Origin of the sequence: Devosia ginsengisoli, from assembly GCF_007859655.1 — a bacterium.
GTDB lineage: Bacteria > Pseudomonadota > Alphaproteobacteria > Rhizobiales > Devosiaceae > Devosia > Devosia ginsengisoli.
The window spans coordinates 552,783-578,983 of the sequence record NZ_CP042304.1 but is presented as its reverse complement, the minus strand read 5'-3'; the positions used below and the strand labels follow the sequence as shown (position 1 = coordinate 578,983).

Below are 26,201 nucleotides of genomic sequence, written 5' to 3'. Positions count from 1 at the left end.
TGCTGCCCGGCAGCTTGGGATTGAACCTATGCTTGGCCCCATGGAGTGCCCTGCATGTTCCAAACCCAACTTCTGCATGAAACGATCAAGCCAAAAACGCCAAAAAGATCAGTGACTTCCGAGGGATGCGAAGTTCGAACAGACAATATCGGCCTGTTTGGAGGGTCGAATCCGGGGCCAAAACACAGAGGGCGCGCCGCTGCCGCAACGCGCCCTAGTTGCAATCATTCGGCTGTGGTCAGTCGTCGCGGCGCTCGAGTCTCCGTCGCGTGGGGAACAGTTCGATGCCGGTGCGCTGCGAGAAGACACCCCACAGCCCTTTGGGCGCGAACAGCATGACGACGATACCCAATATGCCGAGCACGATGAGATACCAGGGGCCGAAGCCGGCCAGCAGGCTGCGCAACACCACGAAGATGATGGCGCCCAGGATAGGCCCTTCAATGGTGCCGATGCCGCCAATGACCACGATAAAGATCACGTAGGCCGTCCAGTCGAGCAGCGCAAAGCCGGCGTCGGGAGAGATGCGGCTGGTCTGGAGGAAGTATAGCGCGCCCACCAGGCCGGCCCCGAAGGCGGCAAAGATATAGATCATGAACTTGGTGCGGTTGATATCGACACCGACGCTTTCGGCCGCGACCTCGCCATCGCGGATGGCGCTGAGCGCCAGGCCCAGCCGTGATCGCAGCAGGCGGTACGCAACCGCGATGACGAAGACGGCGGCGATCAGCGCGGCCCAGTAGATGATGATCTCGCGTGCCGCGGCAGACCGGACGCCGAACAGTTCGCGCACCAGATCGAGCCCGATGAAGTTCTCGCTGACCGAACGGGGCAGCGACGTGCCGGTACCTCCTCCGAGCACCTTCCACTGCGACGAGAGCAGCCGGAACACCTCGGCGACCACCCAGGTCACCACGGCGAAATAGGCGCCCTGCATGCGGAATACCACGAGCCCGACAGGGATGGAGATCACCGCTACCACAACAGCCGAGATGAGGACCGAGAGCAACGGATCGACACCCAGGGTGATGATGAAGGCGAACAGCGCATAGCCGCCAAGACCGACAAAGGCCTGCTGGCCCACCGAAATGAGCCCGGCATAGCCGGCCAGCAGGTTCCAGCACTGGGCCAGTGCCACCAGGAGGAAGATCAGGATCAGGTCCTGGACGTTGGAGCGCGTCAGGAATGTGGGCGCGAAGGCCAGTACCACCACGAGGATACCGAACAGGATCAGCGTGGCGCTGGAAAAGCGATTGCCGATGGTCAGCACATAACGGGCGGCCGGCTTGGATTCGGTGGCGGTGGCGGTGGAATTGTCCTGCATGGCGCGGCCCTACTGCTTGGGAAAGAGGCCGCGCGGCCTCACCAGGATGATGATGAGAAAGACAATGTGCCCGCTGAGCACCTGCCATTCGGGGTTGATGGCCCCGCCGACGGTCTGCGCGACACCCAGGATAATACCGCCGGCCAATGTGCCCCAGAGCGAGCCGAGCCCGCCGATCACTACCGCCTCGAAGGCGTAGAGCAGGCGCGCGGGACCGACACTGGGGTCGAAATTGGAGCGTACGCCCATAAAGAAGGCGGCGATGGCGATGACCACGAACGCAATGCCCATGGCGACGGCAAAGACCTTGTGCGGATTGACGCCCATGATCTGCACGAAGGTCGTGGAGTCCGAGGTCGCCCGCAGTTTGCGGCCGAGCGCGGTGTTGTAGAAGATGAAGCTCAGCATCGAAATAACGAAGATGGCGACGCCGAAGGTGACCAGCGGCATGACGCCGATGGTAATGCCGCCGCCGAGCGAAACCGACTGGGTCTCGAAGGCACCCAGCGACAGCTTGCGACTGTCGGCGGAGAATATCTGCAGCAGGCCGTTCTGCACGATGATCTGGAGGCCGAAGGTCACCAGTAATGGCACCAGCAGATCGCCCTTCAGCGTGCGATTGAGAATGACCCGCTGCAACCCCCAGCCAAAGGCGAACATGAAGGGCATGGCGATCAGCAATGCGAAAGGCAGCGGCAGGCCGATGCTGGTGCTGAGGGCAAGCAGGATGAAGGCACCCATGACGATGAAGTCGCCATGGGCCAGGTTCACCAGCCGCATGACGCCGAAGATCAGCGAGAGGCCCGCTGCATAGAGGGCATAGAGTCCGCCAAGCAGGATGCCCTGGATGATGGTGTTGGCCATGGTCATGCGTGGCTAGACTCCGAAATAGGCATTCTGGATGGCGTCCTTGCTCAGCTCGCCGGGGCGGCCCTGAAGGCTGACGCGTCCTTCCATGAAACAATAGATGCGGTCGGCCGCCTTGAGCGCGGCGGAGAGGTCCTGCTCAACGATGAGCACGGTGGTGTCGCGCGACTTGATGACCTCAATGGCGGCATAGACGTCCTTGACCACTGCCGGCGACAGCCCCAGGCTGATCTCGTCGCAGAGTAGGACGCGCGGATTGCTCATCAGCCCGCGGCCGATGGCCACCATCTGCTGCTGGCCGCCAGAGAGGGTGGTCGACATCTGGTTGCGGCGCTCTTCGAGAATGGGGAACATGTCGTAGATCGAGGCCAGGTTCCAGCCGCGGTCGACGGTCTTGCCATGCGTGCCGATCATCAGGTTTTCTTCGACCGTCAGCGATGGGAACAGCTTGCGACCTTCGGGAACCAGGGCCACACCGAGCTTGACCATATCGAATGGCGCGGTGCCGCCGACCGGCTTGCCATCGAGCAGGATGTGGTCGGGCTTGGAGCCAGCCAGGCCGGATAACGCGTTGAGAAACGACGATTTCCCTGCGCCGTTGGAGCCGATGATCGCCACGGTCTCCCCGGCATTGATGGCGACGTCGATACCGAACAGAGCCTGGAAGTCGCCATAGAAGACCTCCAGCCCATGCGTTTCGAGCATTGCGGTCATGACGCCACCTCTTCCAGGCCAAGATAAGAGCGGCGGACCGCAGGTTCGTTCATCACGGCATGCGGTTCGCCATCCGCGATCTTCTTGCCGAATTCGAGCACGACGAGGCGCGAGACCACCGAGAGAAGTGCGTGTACGATATGCTCGATCCAGACGATGGTGATGCCGCTGGCATGCAGCGACCGGATCAGCGCCACCAGTTCGTGACACTCGGCCTCAGTCAGGCCGCCGGCGATCTCGTCGAGCAGCAGCACATTGGGTTGCGTCGCCATGGCGCGCGCCAGCTCGAGCCGCTTGCGGTCGAGCAGAGTCAGCCTTCCGGCGACAATATTGGCCTTGGCCGATAGGCCCGTGGCTTCCAGTACGCCACCACAGACCGCAACGGCGTCGCCGGTCCGCCCGAGGCGGCCGAACTCGGCGGCAACCATCAAATTCTCGAATACGGTAAGGCTCTCGAATGGCCGAGGGATCTGAAACGAGCGGCCAATGCCGGCATGGCAGCGCTCGCGCACCGCGACGCGGGTCACGTCCCTGCCCTCGAATTCAATCGAGCCTGAATCCGGGCGCATGACGCCGGTAACGAGATTGAACAGGCTCGACTTGCCGGCGCCATTGGCCCCGATAATGCCGAGCGCTTCGCCCTTGGCGACATGCAGGTCCACAGCGTCGGCGGCCACGACAGCGCCGAACCGCTTGGAGACTGCGGTCAGTTTGAGCAACATAGTCACTACCCCCGGGCGGCATGCCGCCCGTCATAACTGGAGGGGGCCCGGAGCGCGCCAGGCGTTCCGGGCCCCGTCACGCGATCAGGCGATGGCTTCCATCTCGCCAGCGAGCGCCACTTCAGGCGCCAGCACGTTCTCAACCACGACGAGTTCGAATGTCTCGTCGTCCTTGAGGCGCCACTGTCCACCGACCAGCGGGGTCTTGGAGACGTTCGAGGCGATCGGGCCAAGATCGGCGTCCTTGCCCCACTGCACGGGACCGGTGAGGGTCTGCAGATTGGTGGCGGCGATGGATTCGGTGATGGCATCGGGATCGCTGACATCGGCGGCGCGCTTCAGCACGTCGATTGCCACCTCGAACAGCGAATAGATGAAGCCGATCGGCTGGGTCCACGGCCGACCCGAGGCTGCCGAGAAGGCATCGGCCACCTGCACGCCCGTCTCGCCGGTCAGCGAGGAGGTGTAGGGGTGGTTGGGTGTCCACCAGACTTCCGAGGAGAGATTGTGGCCCAGCGGCCCCAGCGCTTCCACGGCGGACGGGAACAGGATCGCCTTGGCGATGGTCGCCGCCTTGGGCTTGAAGCCCTGCTGGTTGGACTGGGTCCAGAACGTGGTCAGATCCGGGGGAATGATCACGCCCGTGACGATTTCGGCATTGGCCGACTTGAAGGCGTTGATCTGGGCCGAGAAGTCCTCGGTGAGGTTCTGGTAGCGGCCCGGGTCGGCCACGGTGTAACCTGCGGCGGCCATCCCGGGAGCGATGCCCAGAGCGGCGTCGCCCCAGGCATTGCCGTCGGCGTCATTGGGGAACAGCCCGCCAACCGACTTGTTGGTGTCGAGCTGGTTCCACATTGCCGTATAGGTGCCGATGATGTCTTCGAGGCCCCAGAAGTAGTGATAGGTATAGCGGAATGCTTCGGGGGCCGCCGGATTGGCCTGACGGCCCATATACCAGGGCTGCCACGGCGCCATGGTGGAGATGCAGGGGACTTCTTCCAGTTCGCACTGGGTCGAAACCGGATTGGTGGTTTCCGGGGTCGAGGCGACGACCATCAGGCTGACGCCTTCATCGACGATCAGTTCGCGGGCCACTTCGGCGGCACGGTTGGGGTTGGACTGGCTGTCGCGCACCACGATTTCGACAGGGATGGTGCCGCTGGCAGTCTCGAGCCCTCCGCCGAGGAGTTCGCGAATGACGCCGAGCACAAAATCGTCGGCTTCGGCGAAAGCGGCGAGCGGGCCGGTCTGCGGCGTTACATAGCCGATCTTGATCGCGGTCTGGGCACGCACTGCCGGGGCAAACAGCGACCCCATGGTGACGGCCGCGCCGCCAGCGGCAGCACCTTTGAGCAGGGTGCGGCGGTTGATCGAACGCAGATAGCTGCCGTCTGCGAGTCCCTTGATCTTCATGTTTTCCTCCGATTGTCGATCTTTGTTGTCGTTGGCCGTCAGCGGCCCGGCCGGCGCCCGAAATAGGCGTCGTCGAGCAGTTGGCGGATTTCGTCCCGCACGATGGGTTGTGGGTTCCAGTATGGGTTGGCGCAGGCTATGTCCGCGGCCCGGTCGAGGTCGCTCTCGCGCATGCCGATGCCGGCGAGGGTAAGCGGTGCATCGAGGCCCTGGGCGAAATCCCAAAGCCCACCCCCGGCGCTCGCCGCGCCGAGCGAGCGGGCGACCGGCGCCAGCAGGTCGGGCACGGCGCGCTCGTTATAGGCTGTCGCGTGAGGCAGGATGACTGTGTGGACCTCGGCATGCGGCAGATCGAAGCTGCCGCCCAATACGTGGCAAATCTTGTGGTGCAGAGCCATGCCGACGGCGCCAAGGCAGGTGCCGCAGGCCCATGCTCCGAACAGTGCGTCGCTGCGCGCCTCGCGATCGTCGCCATTGGCGCGGATAGCGGGCAGCGCGCGGACCAGCGCTTCAATCCCCTGTTGGGCCAGCATGGAGATGATCGGGTTGCGGTCCTGGGTGTAAAGCGCCTCGACCGAATGGGCGATGGCATTCATGCCGGAGGTCACGGTCATCGCGGCCGGCAGCGTCATGGTCAGGTCGACGTCATAGACGATGACTTCGGGCAGGATTCTGGGATCGCGCTTGGTGACCTTGGCGCCATTCTCGGTCTCCCCCAGGATCGGCGTTGCCTCCGAGCCGGCGTAGCTGGTGGGAATGACGATCTGCGGCAGGTCGGTGCGGAAAGCGATGGCCTTGCCCAGGCCGGTGGTCGAACCACCGCCGAGCGAGACGACGCAATCGGCCTTGAGCTGGCCAACCACCACCATCGCCTTTTCCGTGACATCGGTCGGCGTGTGCATAGCGGCATCGGGGTAAACACCAACGGCCTTGCTACCCAGTTGCGCGGCCAGGGCTTCGGCGCTGGCCCGTTGCTGGGGCGTCGACAGTACGAGCGCGCGGGACAATCCCAGTGCGCCAAGCTCGTCACCGATGGTAGCCAGCGTCCCGAACCCGAAGACGACTCTTTGGGAAAGGGCCTGGTAGACAAAGGCCTGCATGGACCCCTCCAGAACCGCACCGGGCAGATGGTCCGCCCGTCGTCAAGTCCTAGAACCTGCCGTCAGCGCACGCCTGCATGATTCAGTTCGCTGAACTGCACGAAACAACCGGATTTCCAGCCCTCTCCCGCAAAACCTGACGTGGGCGTCAGTTTTGCTTGGAACGGCGATAGGCGGCCGGCGTGGTGCCGACGCGCCGCTGGAAAAAGCGGGTCAGATGCTCCTGGTGTGAAAAGCCGCATTCGAAGGCGATCTCGGCGATCGAGGTCTTGCTGCGTTCGAGCAGAATCTGCGCCTTTTCGATGCGCAGATTGACCAGGTAGTGATGCGGGGGCATGCCCAATTCGCTGCGGAACTGCCGGGCGAAGTGGCTCGGGCTGCGATTGATGGCCTTGGCGATATCGGCCAGGCTGATGGAAAATTCGAGGTTTTCACGCATATAGGCGATGGCCTCGGCGATCGACGGCCCGATCTGGCCTGTGGGGTTCAGCGCCGATTGCGGCCGCAGCGTCGCCAGCGAGTGGCTGCGCACCAGTTGGGAGGCCAGGGCCCGCGACAGATAGTCGATATAGATCGAGGTGGCATAGTCGCTATCGTCCAGCGCCAGCAGGATGGCGTTGAGCAGGTTGAGGAGCTTGGGATCCTCGTCCAGCATCAGCGGCGGTATCTCGATCTTGCTGGGGTCGCCATCGATCATCTCGCTGGCAACTTCCTCGATCACCGCGCGGCGCACGTAGACATGCAGCGTCTGCAGGTGGTTGAGCAGGCGGAAATTGAACGACATGCCTCCCGGTACCAGATGGATGCCGCCCGCGGGCACGACGGCATTGACCGGCTTGGAGGTTTCCAGGCGCTGAATGGTCGCCGGACCGCTGCGATGCAGCACGAGCAGTTGGTCTTTTACCGCAGGAAAATAGCCTTCGTACGGGGACTCGCGCTGGGACGATGCGTAGAGCGAGGTCCAGTTATACTTTGCGCTCGACTTGGGTTCGAGATCGCTGCGCGGGAGCACACAATGGGTTTCGTTCTCCCGGAACGGCTTTGCCACGGACATGGCTTTCTCCTCTCCATCGCCCCGCAGGGCGATCCTCTAGGCCGGCTGGGTGCGGATCACGGTCATGGCGCCGCTTCAGGTCCGCCCCCATCTGCTCTTTGGCGATCAGACTAGGGGACATCGATACTACCATACAAGATGCATCAATGCCGACAATTTAAGCAAAATATCAGGCCGAATAATGACTAGGCAGCAAGGCCCAGGCGCGCCCTTTCAATCATGGCACGCACGGCGCGGACCTCTTCGTCCAGCACGCTATGCTCGCGCTCCTGAAAGATGAGCATGGTGGCGGACGCGCCCGACTGACGCAACCAGGCATGTGTTTCACGCACCCTCGGCGGCGGCACCCAAGGATCGGTTTCACTGGTGGAAATGAATACCGGCATATCCGCAAGCTGTTTGCGCACTGGCCATTGGGTGCCCTCGGGACCGATAAGACCGCCAGTCCACAGCACGGCCGCAGCATAGGGACGCGGATGCCGCGCGAGAAACTCTGCGGTAAGGCAGGCACCCTGCGAAAAGCCGCCAACCACGATACGGTTGGGAGGAAAGCCCTCGGCTTCAAGCCCGGCGACGACGCTTTCATAATGCGCGATGGCATCGCTGAGTGAGGGCTCGTTATCGGCGATGGCATCTTGGAACAGCTTTGGATACCAGGTGCTGTTTTCTGCTACCGGAAACAGATAACGCACATTGTCGAGCGCCAGCCTGTCGGCGAGCGCGCGCATGTCGGCAGGGCTGCGCCCGCGTCCATGCGCCAGGACAATGGCCAGGTCCGCCTGCGAGCCAACCTGCATTTCTTCCGGCCTATTCTGATGCACCCTCAGCTCCCGCTACGCTCGTTTTCCTTTGATGGTGCGGGCTTGGCCAGGGGCGGTCCTGCATGAATCGGATGGTCGGATCGTGCAGGACCGCCGGTTTGCGATCAGTAGGTGCCGAGCGTTACGCGCGTGGTCGCCAGTTCGGCACCGGCGTTGTCGACGGCGATGACATCAACCGAATAGGTATTGCCGGCGCCCCCCGAGCATGGCGGCATGTAGCCCGGCGTCAGGAAGCCACCGCTGGTCTTGTTGGCGGTGACCAGGGTCACGCCCTCGGGTAGGTCCTCGGTCGCGCCGGGCACAGCAGGCAGGCTCGCGCTGGTGGCACCGGCTTCCACGGCAAAGCCCAGCACGCCATGGCCGCCATTGTTCATCGGCTCATAGGTCTCGTCGTTGAACGACAGGTTGATCTGGCTGGTGCCCTCCGGCAGTCCGCTGACGTCGAGCGGCGGAGTGGCGCCAGCTCCACCCTGCAGCGGACAGTGCTGCCCTGCCGGGACAGTGACGCCATCCCATGCGGGATCGGCAAAGCTGGCGTTGAAACCATCCTGAGCCATGGCCGGGGCGACGACGAGCAGCAGGGCGCCGGCAAGCGATACGAATGCGGTTTTCATGGTATCCTCCATGGTTTTGCGAGCCGTCGCATGGTGCGGCGGTTCCGAGTGGGCATGACACCGGTTCATTTCCCACCCATGCCTGCACGTTTCCGCGCCAATGCCTGCACATTCCTGTCGAACGGTATGTTGCCACGGCTTTGGGGCTTGGCCATGCTGGCGGCAGCATACGTGCCGCGACCAACCCGGCCAATGCGGTTGGAGGAAATATGCAGTTCACCCGTCCGGTTCTCCTGGCGGGCCTGATGCTGATTTTGATCAGCACCGAGGCCTTCGCGCACCATGCCCTGGGCGGCACGCTGCCCTATAGCTTCTCGACCGGACTGCTTTCAGGGCTGGCGCATCCGGTGATCAATTTCGAGCATTTTGCCTTCGTCGCGGCGCTGGGCGTGCTGACCGCGGTGGCACAGGGTTCGCGGTTGCTGCCGGTATTGTTCGTCGCCGGCACGGTGGTGGGGTGTCTGGCGGTCGTACAAGGCGTAACGCTGCCCTTCCTACCCTGGTATGTAGCGCTGTCCGTGGCTTTGCTCGGACTGGCGCTGGCCCTGGGCCATCGCCGGTTGGGCCATCTGGAAATGGGGCTGTTCGTCGCCGGCGGGTTCCTGCATGGCGCCGCCTATGCGCAGAGCATCGTCGGCACCGGCATCAATTCGCTGACTGGCTATCTGCTCGGCTTCGCCATCATTCAGGTCGTCGTGGCGCTGGCGGCGATGTGGGCCGCCTACTGGCTGTGGTGCGGCGACAAGCTCTATGCCAATGCCCGTGTTGTTGGCGGCATGGTGGCCGGAGTCGGACTGACGGTGATGGTTCAGACCGGCCTGACCCAGTTGTTTCCGATGTGATGGGCAGACCATGACCCGGAGCACCGCCCATGCGCCTTAGCAAACAGACCAATTACGCGGTGCGCACGCTGGTCTATTGCGCGGTCAACGAACCCGGGCTCAGCCGCGTCAGCGATATCGCCCGCACTTATGCCATTTCGGAGATGTTCCTGTTCAAGATCATCCTGCCGGTGGCAAAGAACGGACTGCTCGAAACGGTGCGCGGCCGGCGCGGTGGCGTCCGGCTGGCCCGCCCGGCCGATGAGATCAATCTCGGCGACGTGCTACGCATCACCGAGGATAGTTTCGCGCTTTCCGAATGCATGGAGCACGAGCCCGAAGCCTGTCCGCTGCGCGGCCACTGCCTCTATACCCAGGTTCTGGACCGGGCGCTGACGGCCTTTCTCGACGTTGTCGGCGAATACACGATCGCAGATCTGGCGCGGAATGCCCGCACACTCGAAGCGGTGCTGGGAATATCCAAGCTCGAGAAGCGCCCATCGGCCATCCGCTGGGGTGGGCGGCTGGGATCGGTCGCCATGCGACTGCGCGCCGACGATGTGGACTAGTCGCGCCGATCATGCCGTAAACTTGTCCGGATCGTGCAGGTATTGCACGCGATTTCCGAGCATCCTGAGGACGTTGGCGCCAGTCCTATTTCCCGGGCGCCACGTTTTCTCTCCTCCCTTGGGCGGGATCGGCGCCGGTCGTCGATCCCGTTTTGGGTTGCCCGCAAGCGCGGAGCCTGGAGCGCTTCAACGAAATCGCCATGCCTGCACAAAGCCGCGCAATCTCCTGCATGAAGCGGGCTCTGCTGCTCTTGCGCCGTCCAGCGCGGCGCACAATCCTGCCGGGATGGCCATGATATCCGGACAACGGACCGCCATGGGAGGATCAATGCCGTTTCGCCCCGCCGTTATCGCGACAACCGCCGCGGTCGCCCTGTCCTGGGCAAGCCCGGCATTGGCACATGGCGTCAGCGGTGGCGACGCAGCATTCCTCGCGTCGGCCAGCGGCTGGCAGATCGGGCCCTATCTCTATCTGGGCGCCAAGCACATGGTGACCGGCTATGATCACCTGCTGTTTCTCGTCGGCGTCGTGTTCTTCCTCACCAGCATGCGCGATGTGGCGCTCTATGTGACGATGTTCAGCCTGGGACATTCGCTTACGCTGCTAACGGGCGTGCTGGCCCATATCCATCTCAGCCCCCATCTCGTCGATGCGGTGATTGGCCTGTCCGTCGTCTACAAGGCTATCGACAATCTCGGCGGCTTCCGGCAGCTGGGGTTGAATTTCGATCCGCGCTTTGCCGTGCTGGGCTTCGGGCTGGCGCATGGCTTCGGCCTCGCCACCAAGCTGCAGGACCTGCAACTGTCCGCCGATGGCCTCGTGCCCAACATGGTGGCCTTCAACGTCGGCGTTGAGCTGGGACAGATCCTCGCCCTCTCCTTCATCCTGCTCTTGATGACCTGGTGGCGCAGCCATCCGGCTTTTTCACGCCAGGCAGTTGCCGCCAATGTGGTGCTGATGGTGGCCGGCTTCGTGCTGTTCCAATACCAGCTCATCGGCTATTTCACGGAGTAATGCCTTGACCGCCAAAAGCTGGGCCCCTGCCCTCGTCGTCTTCGCCCTGGTCGCCATCGCCGCCCCACTGGCCGTCAAGCCGGGCATTTCCCAGGATGCCGTCGAGGCGCAGGAGATCGTCGGCCCCGAGGTCGCCCGCTCCACCGAAACCCCGTTCCGCACCGACACGATCATCATCAGCGTGGGCGGCCTGATGGAGAATTACGGTCAGCTCGAATACAAGATTTCCATGCAAGAAGGCGATATCGTCTCCTATGCCTGGACGGCCTCGGAACCCCTGCATTACGAGTTCCATGGACACTCCGTGATCGTGCCGGACCAGCCGGTCACCGATGTGCACTGGTACCGGATCGACGATGCCGCGACTTCCTATGGCACACTGGTCGCACCGATGACCGGCATCCATGGCTGGTACATGCTCAATCCCAGCTTTGACCGCACTATCGAGATCGAGCTCAAGCTGGCCGGTCACTACACGCTCGAACCCGGCATCATAGCCGGCCGCACGGCCTTCGAGCCCAACCAGCCGGCAACATCGGAATGACCATCGCCGCGCCGCCACCCAGCCGCCTCGGGCTGCAACTCGTCGCGACCTTTCTGGTCGCCGGCACGGTCACCGTGCTCTTCGTGCTGCCGGCCGAATATCGCATCGACCCGACCGGCTTCGGCCAGCTGATCGGGCTCGACCGACTGGCGGCCACACCCGAAATCGTCATCGAAACCCGCGCAGCGCCGGCGGAGATCGCCCGCAGCTACGCAACGCCGTTCCGCAGCGATACCGTCAGCATCCATCTGGGCGGGCTCGAAGATAATTACGGGCAGATGGAGTACAAGGTCACCATGCAGCCCGGCGATACGCTGGTCTATTCCTGGACTGCCAGCCATGCTCTTGACTATGAGTTTCACGGCCACACGCTCGAGACCGAGCACGATCCCACCATCAACGTGATGAATTATGAGGCCGGTACATCCGCCGGCGTCAATGGCGCCTTCACTGCGCCGCTCGACGGCATCCATGGCTGGTATTTTCTCAACCGCGACGTCAACACACCGGTCGAGATCGAGATTCGCCTTAGCGGTTACTACCGGCTTGAGCCCGGCGAAATCCGCGGACGCTAAGCGGCGGCAGCAGAACGAGTTTTGTGCAGATATCTGGACCTGATCGTGCAGGATTAGCGCTCACGCCCAACGGACTATCGACGGCAGGATCGGGAGTGGTAAAGCCGGAAAACGGCCCTCCCGTCACGCATCGGGAGGACATTTTATGCATATCATGGAAGGCTATCTTCCAGCCTCGCACGCTATTGCCTGGGGCGCGGTTTCTGCGCCGTTCGTGCTCTATGGCGCCCACCGGATCACCAAACTGGTCCGCGAAAAGCCGGAAGTAAAACTCCTGCTCGGCGCGTCGGGCGCATTCGTCTTCGTCCTGTCGGCGCTGAAAATTCCGTCGGTCACCGGCAGTTGCTCGCATCCCACCGGTACCGGCCTTTCGTCCGTCCTGTTCGGCCCCACCGTAACGGCGGTGCTCGGCACCATCGTCCTCCTGTTCCAGGCATTGCTGCTGGCCCATGGCGGGATCACGACGCTCGGCGCCAATGTGTTTTCCATGGCCATCGTCGGGCCGTTCGTTGCCTATTTCCTCTATCGCTCGATTACCAAGGCCGGCTTCGGGCTATCCATCGCGGTGTTCTTTGCCGCCTGCCTGGGCGACATTGCCACCTACGTTACCACGGCGCTGCAGTTGTCCATCGCCTTTCCGGACCCCGTTGGGGGCGTTGGCGGCGCGGCAGTAAAATTCCTGGGGATCTTTGCCTTCACCCAGATACCGCTGGCGATCAGCGAGGGGCTGCTGACCGTGGTTGTGGTGAACCTGCTGCAGAAATACAGCCGCAAGGAACTGTCCCTGCTCAACATCCTCTCACCCAAGGCGGCCTGAACCATGAACAAAAATGTCGTCATGATCCTGGCCGTCGTTGCGCTGGCCATCCTGCCACTCGTCCTCCATCACGGGGGCGATGCGGAATTCAGCGGCGCCGACGGGCAGGCGGAAGAGCTGATCACCGAGATCCAGCCTGATTACGAGCCGTGGTTCACCGCCATCTGGGAACCGCCGAGCGGGGAAATCGAAAGCCTGCTGTTCGCTCTGCAGGCTGCACTCGGTGCCGGTCTGGTCGGGTTCTATTTCGGCCGCCGCAGCGCAACGCCGAAAAACCAGGAGCCGGACGCGCACCCGCTGGCCGCAAAGCATGCGCAGCATTGATCGCAGCGCCCACACCAACCGCTGGCGGCGCCTGCCGACGGCGGAAAAGGGACTGCTGGCGCTTGGCATGATGGTCGCCGCTCTGCTGGCCAGCCACTGGCTGGTGCTGGCGGCCATCCTTGCGCTTGCGGTTGGCCTGGCGCTGGCTGGCGCCCGCATCACCCTGCATGACCTGCGCCATGCCGCCAGCGTACCGCTTGGCTTCATCGCGCTCAGCACGCTGGCGCAATTGATAACGGTCAGCTTCGCGGCTGACGAGCCCCGGTTCGGATTGACGTCCCTCGACGGCGTCGGCCAGGCGCTGTTCATCGGCCTGCGCAGCACGGCCTGCGTCGCCGCCTTGCTGTTTCTCGCGCTGACTACCCCGCTTTCCAGCATTCTTGATCTGCTGCGCCATATCGGAGTCAGCCGCGATCTTTCCGATATCGCGCTGCTAATGCTGCGCATGATCTGGTTGCTGCTCGATTGCCTCGATGCGGGCTGGCGCAGCCAGGTAAACCGGCTTGGCCATTGCGGCTGGAAGCGGTCGATCCGGTCGAGCGGCAGTCTCGCGGTAGCCCTTCTACCGCGCGTGCTGAGCCGGGCACAACGGCTCAATGACGGCCTCGCCAGCCGCGGCTTTACCGGCGACCTGCGTTTCGTGTCGATCGAACAGCAGACCAACTGGCGCCGGCTGTCGGTGGTTTCGCTGGTGCCGCTGGCTCTGACCGGCCTTGCATTATGGGTGGTGTGAGTGCTGTCGGTTCGGGATGTCTCCTACCATTACGAAGGCGGCAATGTCGCGCTTTCGGGTATCAATCTCGATATCGCCGCCGGCGAGCGGCTCGCCATCCTGGGTGAAAACGGGGCGGGCAAGTCTACGCTGCTCCTCACGCTCAACGGCTCGCTTCGCCCGCGCAGCGGCAGCGTCAGCATCGATGGTGCACCCGGCCGCTATGATCGCGAGGGGCTGGCGCTGTGGCGCCGCGCCGTCGGCCTTGTCCTGCAGGATCCCGACGACCAACTCTTTGCAGCCAGCGTCTTCGAGGACGTATCCTTCGGCCCGCTCAATCTCGGCCTCGACGACCATGCCACCGCCGCCCGGGTGCGCACTGCACTGGCGGCCATGCGCATCGCCGACCTGGCCGACCGCCCAACCCATTTGCTCAGCTTCGGGCAACGCAAGCGCGTGGCCCTAGCCGGCATTCTCGCCATGGGTCCGCGGCTGCTGCTGCTCGACGAACCTACGGCCGGGCTCGACCCCGTCGGTGTCAGCGAACTGCTGGCGACACTCGAGGACATCAATGCCGGCGGCACCGCTATCGTTATCGCCACCCATGACATGGATGTCGCCTATGGCTGGGCGGAGCGCGTGGCGATTTTCGGCGAGCGGCGCATTGCACGGCTGGGTCCGCCAGACGCCGTATTCGACGATTTGGCACTGCTGGAGCGGCTGCGTATCCGCTCGCCATTGCTGCTCGATATCGCCAGGGCGCTGCGCGTACGGGGCGTGCTCTCCGCCGATGCTCCCCTGCCCCGGTCGCGCGCCGAACTGCTTGATCTGCTGGCACGCTGAGGCAACCGCAATACCTGTCGTTCCGCCCCAGGTTTTGCAGCCCCCGGGCCGGCAGGTTTCATGCAGAAAACCCCGCGCGATCATGCAGGTCAGTCCCGCCTAAACCGAAGAACCTGCCGGTCGAGGATGGGAAATCCGGCCGCACGAATAGTGCTGCGGCCGCGCCGAGACAGGCAGCCATCCCACATCGGAGGACCCAATTATGCATGTGTTGAAACGACCATCGAGAGCCATCGGCGCGTCTGTAGTCGCCTTGGCGATGGTGCTGTCGCCGCTCGCTATGGCGCAGGACAATGAAAGCGTCGGTCGCGGCTGGCCGATGGCCGACCAGAACGACCCCGCTCTCAATATCGGGGCGGGCAAGGGCTCGGCCTTCCGCACCGGCCAGGACAATGCCTTTGTCGGCTCGGCCGAAGCCGGCACGGTGCCGGAAGGCGTCGAGCCGCTGCCGGTAGACCTGTTTACGTCGAAAGACTTCTACGCAGACCAGGAGTTGTGGACCGATCCGCGCTATTTCCGCTGCAACAGCGGCATCGCGCTCGAATCCATGTGGGGCGCCTATGGCCAGGCGGTGATGGGCGCAACCGCCGATACTGCCCCCTGGGGTCATTGCGACGTTGACTATGCGCGCGAAAACATCGTCAGCCCCTATGGCTTCGCCACCGCCAAGGAGCACTACGAGGCCCTCCTCGCCGAGACCGAAGCCAAGGGCGGCCCAACCGTCTATGACCGCGACAACCCGCCGCCCGACTGGAACGGCCGCTACGTCAAGAGCGGTGAGAACTGGTGGTACATGCGCATCAACCAGGTGCCCACCATCCTGTCGCTGCTGACGCCCGAATACCAGAAGCGCGCCGTGCAGATGCATTACCACCAGGCCCATACCAATGCGGCCCAGTGGCAGAGCCAGTATTGCTGGCCGGAAGGCTTCATGCGCCGCTACCACGAATATTCCACCCGCGACCACCAGCTGCTGGTGACACCGGAAGTGGTGCAGTGGATCACCGGCGTCGCCGACAACTTCCCTCACCCAGATATTCATCGGTCGCGAGTTCAATGAAGAAGGTGTGGTGCCACGCCTCGGCCAGGACGTGTCGCGTTGGTATGGCGAAACCATCGGCTTCTGGGACGGCGAGGCCCTGATTACCTGGACTTCGAACGTGCAGGGCTGGACCACCCACAATGCTTTCGAGCATTCGAGCAAGATGCAGAGCGTCGAGATCTACACGCCCAACAAGGATGCCAACGGCACAGTTACCGGCGTGCATCACGAAGCCATCTTCTACGATCCCGAAGCGCTGGTGGAACCGGTGCGCATGGACCGTGACCTGGTGCGCAATGCCGGCATGCTCGACAGCGACCCCTATATGTTCGTCGAATGCCTGCAGACCATCTTCCCGATCGACGGCATTGCCACGCCGCTGGCGCCCGGCCAGGCCTACGATGCTCAGGCCACCGACTGGTACGGTCGTCCCTGGGCCGCGATCTGGGAGCAGTATCACGAAGAAGGCATGACCCGTCCCGACGCCGAGGACGCCCTGTTCGGCTTCTAGTTCCAACCGGCCGGCGGCGCATTGGCCGCCGGCCCCCATCCACACAAGAGGACACGACAAAAATGCGCTTCTTCAAGTCCCTGCTGGCTGCGGCCTTATCCGGCGCGGTAGCCATCGCGGCGCTGACGCTGCCCACCCAGGCGCACCACTCCTTTGCCATGTTCGATGGCAGCCAGATCAAGGTTTTCACCGGCGTGGTCGTTCGCATCAATCCGGACGCCAATCACCTGCAGATTTTCTTTGCTCCGCTCGACGAAGAGCGCAAGGCCGTGCTGCGCAACGAAGCTGGCGAGCCCGTCATCTGGGCCGTCGAAATGGGCGGTTCGGCGGCTGTCGCTCGGGACGGCATCTCGGTCAATGGTTTCCCGCCCGGCACCATCTTCAGCACCGGCCTGCATCCGCTGCGCAATGGCCAGCCGGCCGGTGACCGCGGCTCCTCTGGCCTGTTCAAGTGCCCGGAAAAGACGCCACCCGCCGCCGGCATGCATTGCGACTCGGTCGAAGGCTCCACCGCGCATGGCGAAGGCGTGATGCCCCAGGAAGGCGCCCTTGCCGAGGAATACAATCCCGACGCCCAATAGGGCTCACGCCATCTCTGGAAAAGGCCGGGCCCTGGGGTCCGGCCTTTTGCTATGCCCCTCTACCGCCTGCGCTTTCATGCAAAAAACCCGTTTAGAACGTGCAGGTTTTACGACGGCTGTCGCGAGACTATGCGCCATAGCCGCGAGGCCGGCGCCGCACCGACCGCCAACAGGTTGGGCGTCGCCAGGGAGGAGTGATCGAGCATCGGGCAACCCCAAAAGGTTGGTCCGAGCTGGGTGGCCCTGCCGCCTCGCCTGTGCAACGGGACCGATCGACATGAACGAATTTGCCGCCTGGCTGGCCGGGACGAGCCTCAGCAACACCATCGCCGCCAATCTGTGGGTCATCCCCCTGGTGCAGTCGATCCACATCGTCGCCATCGCCGTAGTGTTTGTCTCTCTCTTCGTCGTGGTGCTGCGTATCTGGGGCTGGGCCGGCCGCGATCAGAGCCTGAGCGCCACGAGCGACCGTTTCATGCCCTTTATCTGGGGAGCTCTGGCCGTCCTCGTCATCACTGGCGTCATGATGGTCATCGGCGAGCCGGCGCGCGAGCTGATCAGCTTCTCGTTTTGGGCCAAGATGGCCCTGCTCGGAATCGGCATCCTGACCGTCTTCGGCTTTCAACGCCACTTGGCCGGCCACCGCGAACAATGGGAAACCACGCTGGTTGCCCAGCCGTCGACCCGCCTGCTCGCCGCCCTCACGCTGCTGGTCTGGCTCGGCGTCATCGTCATGGGCCGCCTGATTGCCTGGGATGCCCGAATCTGGGGCTCCCTGTCACCGCAACTCGTCGGCTGACCACTCCGTCCGTTTCGCAGAAAGAGAACCAAATGGATCTGATGGCTATCGCCCAGGGGATTGAAGCCAGCGGCATCGCCACCGCGATACGCGACTCGATTTATGCCGGGCCGATCATCAATGTGTTTCATGTCATCGGCGTCGTGCTGGTCTTCGGCACCATCTCCATCGTCGATCTGCGCCTGCTGGGATTTCCCGGCAACGGCCGGTCGCTGTCACTCGTGACCCATGACCTGCTGAAATGGACATGGATCGGCTTTGCCGTGGCAGCCGTCACTGGCGTGCTGATGTTCACGGCCAATGCCACGACCTTCTATATCAACACCGAATTTCGCTTGAAGCTGGTGGCCCTGGCGCTGGCAGGCATCAACATGTTCATTTACGAACTCATTACCGCTCGCCATGCCGACCTGTGGGACAAGGACGTCCCCACGCCCACCGCAGCCAAGCTCGCCGGTGCCCTGTCGCTCATCTTCTGGGTGGCCGTGATCTTCCTGGGCCGCTGGATCGGTTACACCAAGGGCTTCAACTTCGACATTCCAGTAGAGCTGGACCTCGAAAACCTGTTCTGACACCGAGGGGATCCGCCTGGCATCGCCCTGCTCCTCACGTCAGCCCCTCGCTGCCGGAAAGCTTGGTTAGCCGCACACCGTTTACGGCCCTCAGGCACAGATCACTAGCGCGGATCTTCGTCGTCGAAATGGCCCCATTGGGTGAAGATGCCGCCCACCAGCGGGTTGCGGGGATCGGCGGGGTCCAGTGGGTCGCGCGGGTCGGGGGTGCCGAGTTCGAGAGCGCTGTGGGTTGGGACCCAGCCGAAAGCGGGATCGGGTGGGGTGAGGAAGAAGGCGTTGGGGTTGTTGGAGATGCCGAAGAGGGTGCGGTGGCCCAGGTTTGGCGTGTCGAGGGCGTGATCGACCAGGCTGGCCATGTCGTCGCGGTTGAACCAGAGGCGGGCTTCGCGGGTGGTGCCGGGTTGGCCGGCGGTGCAGATGCGGATGGCGAGGCATTCAATGCCGAACTTGTCGAAATAGAGCCGGCTGAGGGTTTCGCCGAAGGCCTTGGAGACGCCGTAGAGCGAATCCGGGCGGTAGGGATCGGTCAGGGCGATGGGCGTCTCGTCGGTCGGATACATGCCCTGGGCATGGTAGGACGAGGCGAAGATGACCCGGGGGACGCCGGCCTTGCGGGCGGATTCGAAGATATTGTAGCTGCCCATGATGTTGGCATGAAGGATGGTGTCCCAGCCGGCTTCCTTGGACATGCCGCCGAAATGGATGACGGCGGAAATGTCCCGCGCCATCAGGCGGTCCACCGCGGCGCGATCGGCCAGGTCAGCGATCTCGACGGGGGCGTCATCGGGGGCCGAGATGATATCAGTGGCGAGAAAGGCCCTGCCCCGCGCGGTAAACCAGTGGCGCAGATGGGTGCCGAGCCTTCCCGAAGCGCCGGTCAGCAGGATTTGGGGCATGGCAAAATCCTCAGGCGGGGGCGTCGGCGCGCAGGCGAGGATCGGGGCGCGGCACGGCGCTGATCAGCGTTTTGGTATAGTCGTGCTGGGGGCGCTCGCAAATCTGCGCCACGTCGCCGATCTCAACGATCTTGCCGTTTTTCATCACGGCCACCCGGTCGCAGAAATAGCGGATGACCGAAATGTCGTGCGAGATGAAGAGGTAGGAGAGGCCGAATTCCGATTGCAGGTCGCGCATCAGGTCGAGCACCTGGTGGCGGAGCGAGACGTCGAGCGCGGAGGTGGGTTCGTCGGCGATGATGAGGCGCGGCCGCACGGCGATGGCGCGAGCGATGGAAATGCGCTGGCGCTGGCCGCCGGAGAAGGCATGCGGATAGCGGTCGCCAATATCGGCGGGCAGGCCGACGCGGGTGAGCAATTCCTGCACACGATCCATCATCTGGTACTCGGACATGTCGGTATTGGTGCGCAGGGGCTCGGAGATGATCTGGTAGATCGTCATGCGCGGATTGAGCGAGGAATGGGGATCCTGGAAGATCATCCGCACTTCGCCATAGAGCGACTTCATGCCGGCCTTGCCGAGCGAGGCGATGTCGACCGTGGTGCCGTCGCCACGACGGTAGTTCACCTGGCCATCGGTGGGCGTATAGACGCGCAGCAGGGTGCGGCCGAGCGTGGTCTTGCCGGACCCGGATTCGCCGACCACGCCGACCGTCTCGCCTTCGTTGATGGTGAGGCTGATGCCGTCGATAGCCTTGAGATAGGCAGTGGGGCGGCCGAAGAAGCCGGGATTGAGCGGGAAATGCAGCGCCAGATCATTGATCTGGGCGATGGGCGTTTCCGCGACTGGACGTGTGGGGCGCGGCGCGGGCGTTTCGAGCTTGAGCACAGAGCCGAGCAGCGCGCGGGTATAGGCCTGTTGCGGGCGGGCAAAGAGGTCGAAAACATTGGCCTCCTCGACCTTTTCGCCGCGGAACATCACCATGACGCGATCAGCGATCTGGGCGACGACGCCCATGTCGTGCGTGATGAACAGCACGGCCATGCCGCGATCGCGCTGGAGCTCGCGGATCAGCGAGAGGATTTCGGCCTGGGTGGTGACGTCGAGCGCAGTGGTAGGCTCGTCGGCGATAAGGATTTCCGGGTTGCAGGACAGGGCCATGGCGATCATGGCGCGCTGGCGCATGCCGCCGGAAAATTCGAAGGAATAGCGATCGAGCGCCGCTTCGGGATTGGGGATGCGCACGCGGTCGAGCAGAGCGGCGGCGCGCTGGCGGGCTGCTTCCTTGGTGATCTTTTCGTGCAGCAGGATGGTTTCGACGATCTGGTGGCCGATAGTGTGGACGGGCGAGAGGCTCGTCATCGGCTCCTGGAAGATCATGGCGATGCGGCGGCCGCGAATCTGGCGGATGGCGGGGCCGCTATTGCCCAGGGCGACGATGTCGACTTCGCCGCCGTCGTCGGCGAGATTGATCTGGCCTGACGTGATCATGCCGGGCTTGGCGACGAGTTGCAGGATGGCGCGGGCGGTGACGGATTTGCCAGAGCCGCTTTCGCCGACGACGCAGAGGGTTTCGCCGCGATGCAGGTCAAAGCTGACATCCTTGACCGCATGGAGGACCGAGCGGTGCATGGGGAAATCGACGGAGAGGCTGCTGACCCGCAGGATGGGTTTGTCGGTCATGGCAGCCTCACTTGGCATAGGGGTCGGCGGCGTCGCGGACGCCATCACCGAGGAAGTTGAGCGACAGCACGGCCACGACCACGCAGAGGCCTGGCACGAAGAGCCACGGCGCCTGGGTGATGGCGCGCAGGTTCTGCGTGTCCTGCAGCAACACGCCCCAACTCACGATGGGCGGTTGCAGACCCAAGCCGAGGAAGCTCAGTGAGGTTTCGGCCAGGATCATGTTGGGGATGGCCAGGGTGATCGCGGCGATGATGTGCGAATAGAGCGAGGGCATCATATGGCGCATGATGAGGCGGAATTCGCTGACGCCGTCGAGCCTTGCGGCAATGACGAAATCGTCGGTGCGCAAGCTGAGGAAGCGGCCGCGGACCACGCGGGCGATCTCGGTCCAGCCGATCAGCGAGAGGATGACCAGGATGGAGAAATAGACCTGCAAGGGCGGCCAGTCCTTGGGCATGGCGGCGGCCAGGCCGAGCCAGAGCGGAATGGTGGGGACCGAGCGGATGAATTCGATGACGCGCTGGATGACGCGGTCGACCATGCCGCCACGATAACCGGAAATGCCGCCCAGGATCATGCCGATGAGCAGGGAGAGGCCGACACCGACCAGGCCGATGGACATGGAAATGCGGGTGCCATGGATGGTGCGGCTGAGCAGGTCGCGGCCGAGGCGGTCGGCACCGACCAGGAAGAAGGGCTGGCTGGGATCGAGCGGGCCGATGAAATGCAGGTTGGTCTCGAACAGGCCCCACATCTTGTAGCTCTGGCCGGCGACGAAGAAGCCGATGGGGATGACCTGGCTCGGGTCCGGCGTGAATTCGCGGCGGAAGCTTGTAGGATTGAGCACGATGTCATAACCGGTGACATGGAGCTGGAAGCGCGAGCCCCCTGCCCCATCATCGACGAAGAGGCCGATGCTTTGCGGCGGCGCGAAAGTGTAGCGCGGATCGAACTTGCCCGGATCGTAGGGCGCGAGAAATTCGGCGAAGAGCGCGACGAAATAGATGAAGCCGACGACGAACAGGGCGACCACGGCCAGGCGATGCTTGCGGAACTTGTTCCACACCATGGCCCATTGACCGGCGGCCTGGAGCTGGCCGGCATTGACCTGCTGGTCGAGCAGGTCGTCCTCGTTGAAGGGTTTTTCGAGGGTCATGACAGGCGGATCCTCGGATCGGAAATGGCGAGAAGAATGTCGGAGACCAGCGTGCCGATCAGCACCAGCGCGCCGCTGAGCAGGATGAAGGCGCCGGCAAGGTACATGTCCTGGCTCTTGAGGGCCTGGAGCAGCAGCGGGCCGGCCGTGGGCAAGTTGAGGACGGTGGAGACGATGAGTTCGCCCGAGATCAGCGCGGGGAGAACCCAGCCGACGGTGGAGATGAAGGGATTGAGCGCGACGCGGGTCGGATAGGTCAGGATGAGCCTGGCTTCGGGCAGGCCCTTGGCGCGGCCGGCTTCGACATATGGCTTGTGCAGCTCGTCGAGCAGGTTGGCGCGCATGATGCGGATGAGCGAGGCGGTGCCGGCCGTGCCGAGCACGAAGATGGGCACCCAGGCATGGGTGATGAAATCCCACAGCTTGGCCAGCGACCAGGGGGCATTTTCGAAGGCGGGCGAGAACAGCCCCCCGACCGAAACGCCGAACCACATGGTGGTGATGTAGAGCAGCACGATGGCCAGGAGGAAGTTGGGCGTGGCCATGGCCAGGAAGGCGAAGGCGGTCGAGAGATAGTCGGTGACTGAATATTGCCGCGCCGCCGAATAGATGCCGATGGGCAATGAAAAGGCCCACATCAGGACGAGCGTGCAGAGCGAGATTAGCGCCGTCATGCCCATGCGGCCCCAGATGAGCTCGGTGACCGGCTGGCGCCATTCGAAGCTGTCGCCGAAATCGCCGCGGGCAATGCCGCCGATCCATTTGAAATACTGGACCACGACATTTTCGCCTAGGCCGTAGCGTTCGCGCAGGCTTTCGAGCACGGCACTGTCGACCCGCTCGCCGGACTGGGCGATCTGGGCGGCGTAGGTGGAGACATAGTCGCCGGGCGGCAGTTGGATAACGACGAATGCCAGCACGGAAATCGCCAACATGGCCGGGATCATGCCGGCGATCCGCTTGAGAATGAAGAACAACATGCTGGTCACCCGGTTCAGGGAGCGGCCCGGCCTGGTGGCCGGACCGCCGAAGCCTACTACTGCTTGAAGTAGAACTGCTCGGTATTCAGCGTACCCGGATCGGGGTGGATCCAGCCCGTCGGGGTATTCTCGGGCACGTTGCCCAGAGTGTTGCCCACCACCGCGAAGCCGTTGATCGCCGTGCTGACGCCGATTTGGTAGAACTGGTCGGCGGCAATATCGAGGATCTGCTGGAACAGGGCGGCCTGCTGTTCGGGGTCGGACGTGCCCTTGATCTGGTCGTAGAGCGACCACTGCTCCTTGACGTAATCGGGCGGCTCCTGCCCACCGGCGCCGGTGTAGTATTTGCCCCATTCGATGGCGAAATTGCTTTCGGTGGAGAAGGGGAAGTAGTCGCGCGGATCGATGAAGACGTCGATGCCGCCAGAGGTTGCGCCCCAGACCACGATGTCATGCTGGCTGGCGGTCTTTTCCTCGTAGAAGCGCGTGCGGTCCATGGCGGCGAAGCGGGCATCGATGCCCACGGCCTGCCAGTATTGCACGAAGAGCTCGGCAGCATCGGCCATGGCGCCGAGGGCGGTCACGGCAGCGACATTGACGACGAGCGGGCTGCCATCGGGAGCCAAGCGCATGCCATTGCCACCGCGCTTGTCGAGGCCGATGGAGTCGAGCAGGCGATTGGCCTCGTCGACATCATAGGCGAGGTACTGGGTGGCCAGTTTTTCGTTGTAGAAGGGCGTGCCCTGGCGCGGGGAAACCTGCTGGGCAGTGCCCTGCCCCAGATAGAGCGTGTCGATGATGGCCTGGCGGTCCAGCGCATGGGACAGCGCGATGCGGAAGTCCTTGTTGCTGAAAATCGGCTGCTTGATCGGGTCCTGCGAGTTGAGGTTCACCGAGATGGTCATGGCATTGCCGACGCGGGATTCGCGGCTGCTGATGTGGTAGCTGCCGGCCTCCATGCCTTCGGCGAGTACCGGAAGGTTGATGGGATTGGCGGTGTGGCGGACTTCGTAGTCGATTTCGCCAGCCAGAACACTGAGCAGCAGGGTCTGCGATTCCGCGTTCACCGAGATGCTGAGATCGTCGATATAGGGCAGCTGGTTGCCCGCTGTATCGACCTTCCAGTAGTAGGGATTGCGCTCGAAGGCGACGCGAGTGGCACCGGCGACGTAGGGGTCGGTGATGCGCCAGGCTTCGAGCGTCGGGCGCTCCGGATTGCGCCAGCGCTCGATGGCCTCGATGCCGATGCCGCACATGGCGACCATGCGCTCGGACCAGTCGGTAGCGCCGGCCGCCTTGGCTTCGGCATCCGCATTCTCGTTGTATTTGGGCAGGAACTGACTGCAATAGGCCTTGTTCAGCAGCGCCAGCTGCACGCCGTAGACGCTGGCGGCGTTGATGATAAACAGCCCGTTGGGCTTGGTCCAGGAAATGGTGAATTCGGTGGGCGAAGCCACTGAAATCGTGGGCAATTCGCCCTCGACTGTCAGCCAGCCCGGCTTGGACGGGAAGAGCTTTTCGTCGGGCAGGATGTCCTCGATGAAGAAGGCGACGTCATCCGAGGTGAACGGGGAGCCGTCGGACCATTTCATGCCTTCGCGCAGGGTGAAGGTGAAGGACTTGCTGTCTGCGCTGGCGGAGTAGCCGCTGGCGATATTGGGCTCGACCTCGCCGGACCAGTCTGCATCCCAGGCCAGCAGGGGCTCGTAGCCGAAATAGGTGAAGAGCATGTTGCGGTCATTGCCGCCCACCATACCGCCGCGGAACGTGCCGCCATAGGTGCCGACCTCGTCGACCGGAACGATGACGCGGGGCTCGGCGCCCAGGCGCTCAGCGACCGCCGGGAGGTCGCCGCTGGCGACCAGCGCATCGAGCTCCGGAGCCTGCTTGTAGTCCTGCGCCAGCGCGGCCGTGGCCAGCGCAAAAAAGATATCCCCGCCATGGCGGCGACCCTGAAATGCTTCAATTTTCCCTCCCATCAAGCTTGTGAGCAGATGCCAGCCGGAATTTGCCTCCGGTCTCGGTGACACGCACTTTCGTATGACTGCAACGGCATTGTCAATAAGAAATCATACTTCTTTTGGTTTTGCACATATCGAGTAGAGTGCATATGCCGTTGACAGGGCGAATGCGGCAGTGCTAACTCGAAGCAATCATACTAATTATCTGCAGCAGGAGACGGACGTGACCCTCGACGAAATCAAGGCCAAGATTGGTTCAGGCCTGCTTTCCTTTCCGGTGACGGACTTCGATGCGGCGGGGGAATTCAACCGCGATTCCTATGCAAAGCGCCTGCAATGGCTGTCGTCCTATGACATTGCCGGGCTGTTCGCGGCGGGCGGCACGGGCGAATTCTTTTCCATCGGCTATGACGAATATGACGATGTGATCGGCACCGCGGTGCGCAACAGCGCGGCCAATGTGCCGGTGCTGGCCGGCGTGGGCTATGGCACGCGTATGGCGGTGGACCTGGCCAGGCGGGCGGAAAAAGCCGGCGCGGCGGGCATATTGGTGTTGCCGCATTACCTGATGTTTTCCGAGCAGGAAGGCATTGTCGCGCATATGAAGGCGATCTGCGACGCCGTGGGAATCGGGGTGATCTATTATGCCCGCGACAATACGCGGCTGACGCCCGACTCGCTGGCGCGGCTGGCCGAGATGTGCCCCAACCTGATCGGCTACAAGGACGGCATCGGGGATCTGCAGCTCATGGTGCAGGTGGCCAGCAGGATCGGCGACCGCATGGTACATGTCGGCGGCCTGCCGACGGCGGAAGTGTTTGCGCAGCCCTATCTCGAAATGGGCGTGACGACCTATTCCTCGGCCGTGTTCAACTTCGTGCCCGAGCTGGCCTTGCGCTTCTACGCCGCCGTGCGGCAGCGCGATGGCGCGACTGTGCAGGACCTGCTCAGGAGTTTCTACCTGCCGCTGATCGAATTGCGCGACCGCAAGCGCGGCTATGCCGTGTCGATGATCAAGGCCGGGGCGGAGATTATCGGGCACCCCGCCGGCAAGGTGCGCACGCCGCTGACGGAACTGGACGCGGCTGAGCGCGAGACCCTGGCGCAGCTGATTGCGGCGCATCGCTGAGAGCTTCCCTGGCGCTGTCCTCCCTGCGTCAGAAA

Annotated in this window: 29 protein-coding genes; 15 read left to right on the top strand and 14 right to left on the bottom strand. The window is 63.3% G+C overall.

Annotated features, from left to right (window positions below; translation table 11 throughout):
- Positions 1-238: 238 nt before the first annotated feature.
- The 9 genes from FPZ08_RS02870 to FPZ08_RS02830 form a co-directional block, all read right to left on the bottom strand.
- A complete protein-coding gene (locus FPZ08_RS02870) occupies positions 239-1,324 on the bottom strand; it encodes a branched-chain amino acid ABC transporter permease (RefSeq protein ID WP_146288587.1) in 1,086 nt (361 codons plus the stop codon).
- A 9-nt stretch (positions 1,325-1,333) separates the two neighbouring features.
- Positions 1,334-2,194 carry a branched-chain amino acid ABC transporter permease gene (locus tag FPZ08_RS02865; protein ID WP_146288586.1) on the bottom strand — a complete coding sequence of 287 codons (861 nt, stop codon included), beginning with the start codon at positions 2,192-2,194 and terminating at the stop codon, positions 1,334-1,336.
- Between the two features lie 6 nt (positions 2,195-2,200).
- Positions 2,201-2,905 carry an ABC transporter ATP-binding protein gene (locus tag FPZ08_RS02860; protein WP_146288585.1) on the bottom strand — a complete coding sequence of 235 codons (705 nt, stop codon included), beginning with the start codon at positions 2,903-2,905 and terminating at the stop codon, positions 2,201-2,203.
- A complete protein-coding gene (locus FPZ08_RS02855; RefSeq protein ID WP_146288584.1) occupies positions 2,902-3,627 on the bottom strand; it encodes an ABC transporter ATP-binding protein in 726 nt (241 codons plus the stop codon). Before FPZ08_RS02855 ends, FPZ08_RS02860 begins: the two co-directional genes overlap by 4 nt.
- Before the next feature lie 84 nt (positions 3,628-3,711).
- Positions 3,712-5,040 carry an ABC transporter substrate-binding protein gene (locus FPZ08_RS02850; RefSeq protein ID WP_146288583.1) on the bottom strand — a complete coding sequence of 443 codons (1,329 nt, stop codon included), beginning with the start codon at positions 5,038-5,040 and terminating at the stop codon, positions 3,712-3,714.
- A gap of 38 nt (positions 5,041-5,078) precedes the next feature.
- The gene (locus FPZ08_RS02845) at positions 5,079-6,140 is read right to left on the bottom strand and encodes a maleylacetate reductase (RefSeq protein ID WP_146288582.1); all 1,062 of its coding nucleotides are present in this window, start codon (positions 6,138-6,140) and stop codon (positions 5,079-5,081) included.
- A 148-nt stretch (positions 6,141-6,288) separates the two neighbouring features.
- Positions 6,289-7,194, bottom strand: coding sequence for a helix-turn-helix domain-containing protein (locus FPZ08_RS02840; protein WP_146288581.1), 906 nt, complete (start codon positions 7,192-7,194; stop codon positions 6,289-6,291).
- A 185-nt stretch (positions 7,195-7,379) separates the two neighbouring features.
- A complete protein-coding gene (locus FPZ08_RS02835) occupies positions 7,380-7,991 on the bottom strand; it encodes an alpha/beta hydrolase (RefSeq protein ID WP_146288580.1) in 612 nt (203 codons plus the stop codon).
- 128 nt (positions 7,992-8,119) lie between these two features.
- Complete coding sequence (locus FPZ08_RS02830; RefSeq protein WP_210246850.1) at positions 8,120-8,629, bottom strand: hypothetical protein; 510 nt, start codon at positions 8,627-8,629, stop codon at positions 8,120-8,122.
- Between the two features lie 209 nt (positions 8,630-8,838).
- Here FPZ08_RS02830 and FPZ08_RS02825 point away from each other — a divergent pair, with 209 nt between their 5' ends.
- From FPZ08_RS02825 to FPZ08_RS02765, 14 genes are all read left to right on the top strand, one after another.
- Complete coding sequence (locus FPZ08_RS02825) at positions 8,839-9,471, top strand: HupE/UreJ family protein (RefSeq protein WP_186767184.1); 633 nt, start codon at positions 8,839-8,841, stop codon at positions 9,469-9,471.
- A gap of 29 nt (positions 9,472-9,500) precedes the next feature.
- Positions 9,501-10,019, top strand: a complete 519-nt coding sequence (gene rirA / locus FPZ08_RS02820) for an iron-responsive transcriptional regulator RirA (protein WP_146288578.1) — start codon at positions 9,501-9,503, stop codon at positions 10,017-10,019.
- Between the two features lie 328 nt (positions 10,020-10,347).
- Entirely contained in the window at positions 10,348-11,034 is a 687-nt protein-coding gene (locus FPZ08_RS02815; protein WP_246132788.1) for a HupE/UreJ family protein, read from the top strand.
- A gap of 4 nt (positions 11,035-11,038) precedes the next feature.
- Complete coding sequence (locus FPZ08_RS02810) at positions 11,039-11,578, top strand: hypothetical protein (protein ID WP_146288576.1); 540 nt, start codon at positions 11,039-11,041, stop codon at positions 11,576-11,578.
- Positions 11,575-12,153, top strand: coding sequence for a hypothetical protein (locus FPZ08_RS02805; RefSeq protein ID WP_146288575.1), 579 nt, complete (start codon positions 11,575-11,577; stop codon positions 12,151-12,153). The genes FPZ08_RS02810 and FPZ08_RS02805 overlap by 4 nt, the downstream gene beginning before the upstream one ends.
- Before the next feature lie 145 nt (positions 12,154-12,298).
- Positions 12,299-12,970 (top strand): energy-coupling factor ABC transporter permease, encoded by a 672-nt coding sequence (locus FPZ08_RS02800; protein ID WP_146288574.1) that lies wholly within the window; start codon positions 12,299-12,301, stop codon positions 12,968-12,970.
- A 3-nt stretch (positions 12,971-12,973) separates the two neighbouring features.
- Positions 12,974-13,294, top strand: coding sequence for an energy-coupling factor ABC transporter substrate-binding protein (locus tag FPZ08_RS02795; RefSeq protein ID WP_146288573.1), 321 nt, complete (start codon positions 12,974-12,976; stop codon positions 13,292-13,294).
- Positions 13,281-14,027 (top strand): cobalt ECF transporter T component CbiQ, encoded by a 747-nt coding sequence (gene cbiQ, locus FPZ08_RS02790; protein ID WP_146288572.1) that lies wholly within the window; start codon positions 13,281-13,283, stop codon positions 14,025-14,027. The genes FPZ08_RS02795 and cbiQ overlap by 14 nt, the downstream gene beginning before the upstream one ends.
- Positions 14,028-14,849, top strand: a complete 822-nt coding sequence (locus tag FPZ08_RS02785) for an energy-coupling factor ABC transporter ATP-binding protein (protein WP_146288571.1) — start codon at positions 14,028-14,030, stop codon at positions 14,847-14,849.
- Positions 14,850-15,051: 202 nt separating this feature from the next.
- Positions 15,052-15,909: a hypothetical protein gene (locus FPZ08_RS22245; RefSeq protein WP_246132787.1), complete on the top strand. Its 858-nt coding sequence runs from the start codon at positions 15,052-15,054 to the stop codon at positions 15,907-15,909.
- A 10-nt stretch (positions 15,910-15,919) separates the two neighbouring features.
- Positions 15,920-16,402 (top strand): hypothetical protein, encoded by a 483-nt coding sequence (locus FPZ08_RS22240; RefSeq protein WP_246132786.1) that lies wholly within the window; start codon positions 15,920-15,922, stop codon positions 16,400-16,402.
- A gap of 62 nt (positions 16,403-16,464) precedes the next feature.
- Positions 16,465-16,983: a DUF6152 family protein gene (locus FPZ08_RS02775; RefSeq protein WP_146288570.1), complete on the top strand. Its 519-nt coding sequence runs from the start codon at positions 16,465-16,467 to the stop codon at positions 16,981-16,983.
- A gap of 277 nt (positions 16,984-17,260) precedes the next feature.
- Positions 17,261-17,782, top strand: coding sequence for a DUF6644 family protein (locus FPZ08_RS02770; protein ID WP_146288569.1), 522 nt, complete (start codon positions 17,261-17,263; stop codon positions 17,780-17,782).
- Between the two features lie 32 nt (positions 17,783-17,814).
- Positions 17,815-18,354, top strand: a complete 540-nt coding sequence (locus FPZ08_RS02765; protein ID WP_146288568.1) for a DUF6644 family protein — start codon at positions 17,815-17,817, stop codon at positions 18,352-18,354.
- Positions 18,355-18,458: 104 nt separating this feature from the next.
- Here the strand turns inward: FPZ08_RS02765 and FPZ08_RS02760 are convergent, their stop codons facing one another.
- Genes FPZ08_RS02760 through FPZ08_RS02740 form a run of 5 tightly spaced genes read right to left on the bottom strand, consistent with a single transcriptional unit; the run spans position 18,459 to position 25,055 of the window.
- A complete protein-coding gene (locus FPZ08_RS02760) occupies positions 18,459-19,253 on the bottom strand; it encodes an NAD-dependent epimerase/dehydratase family protein (protein WP_146288567.1) in 795 nt (264 codons plus the stop codon).
- A gap of 10 nt (positions 19,254-19,263) precedes the next feature.
- Entirely contained in the window at positions 19,264-20,937 is a 1,674-nt protein-coding gene (locus FPZ08_RS02755; RefSeq protein WP_146288566.1) for an ABC transporter ATP-binding protein, read from the bottom strand.
- A gap of 7 nt (positions 20,938-20,944) precedes the next feature.
- Positions 20,945-22,096, bottom strand: coding sequence for an ABC transporter permease (locus tag FPZ08_RS02750; RefSeq protein WP_146288565.1), 1,152 nt, complete (start codon positions 22,094-22,096; stop codon positions 20,945-20,947).
- Positions 22,093-23,076: an ABC transporter permease gene (locus FPZ08_RS02745; RefSeq protein WP_146288564.1), complete on the bottom strand. Its 984-nt coding sequence runs from the start codon at positions 23,074-23,076 to the stop codon at positions 22,093-22,095. Before FPZ08_RS02745 ends, FPZ08_RS02750 begins: the two co-directional genes overlap by 4 nt.
- 56 nt (positions 23,077-23,132) lie before the next feature.
- Entirely contained in the window at positions 23,133-25,055 is a 1,923-nt protein-coding gene (locus FPZ08_RS02740) for an ABC transporter substrate-binding protein (RefSeq protein ID WP_146288563.1), read from the bottom strand.
- Positions 25,056-25,260: 205 nt separating this feature from the next.
- Between FPZ08_RS02740 and kdgD the strand changes: the two genes are divergently transcribed.
- Positions 25,261-26,166, top strand: a complete 906-nt coding sequence (gene kdgD / locus FPZ08_RS02735; RefSeq protein WP_146288562.1) for a 5-dehydro-4-deoxyglucarate dehydratase — start codon at positions 25,261-25,263, stop codon at positions 26,164-26,166.
- Positions 26,167-26,201: the final 35 nt, after the last annotated feature.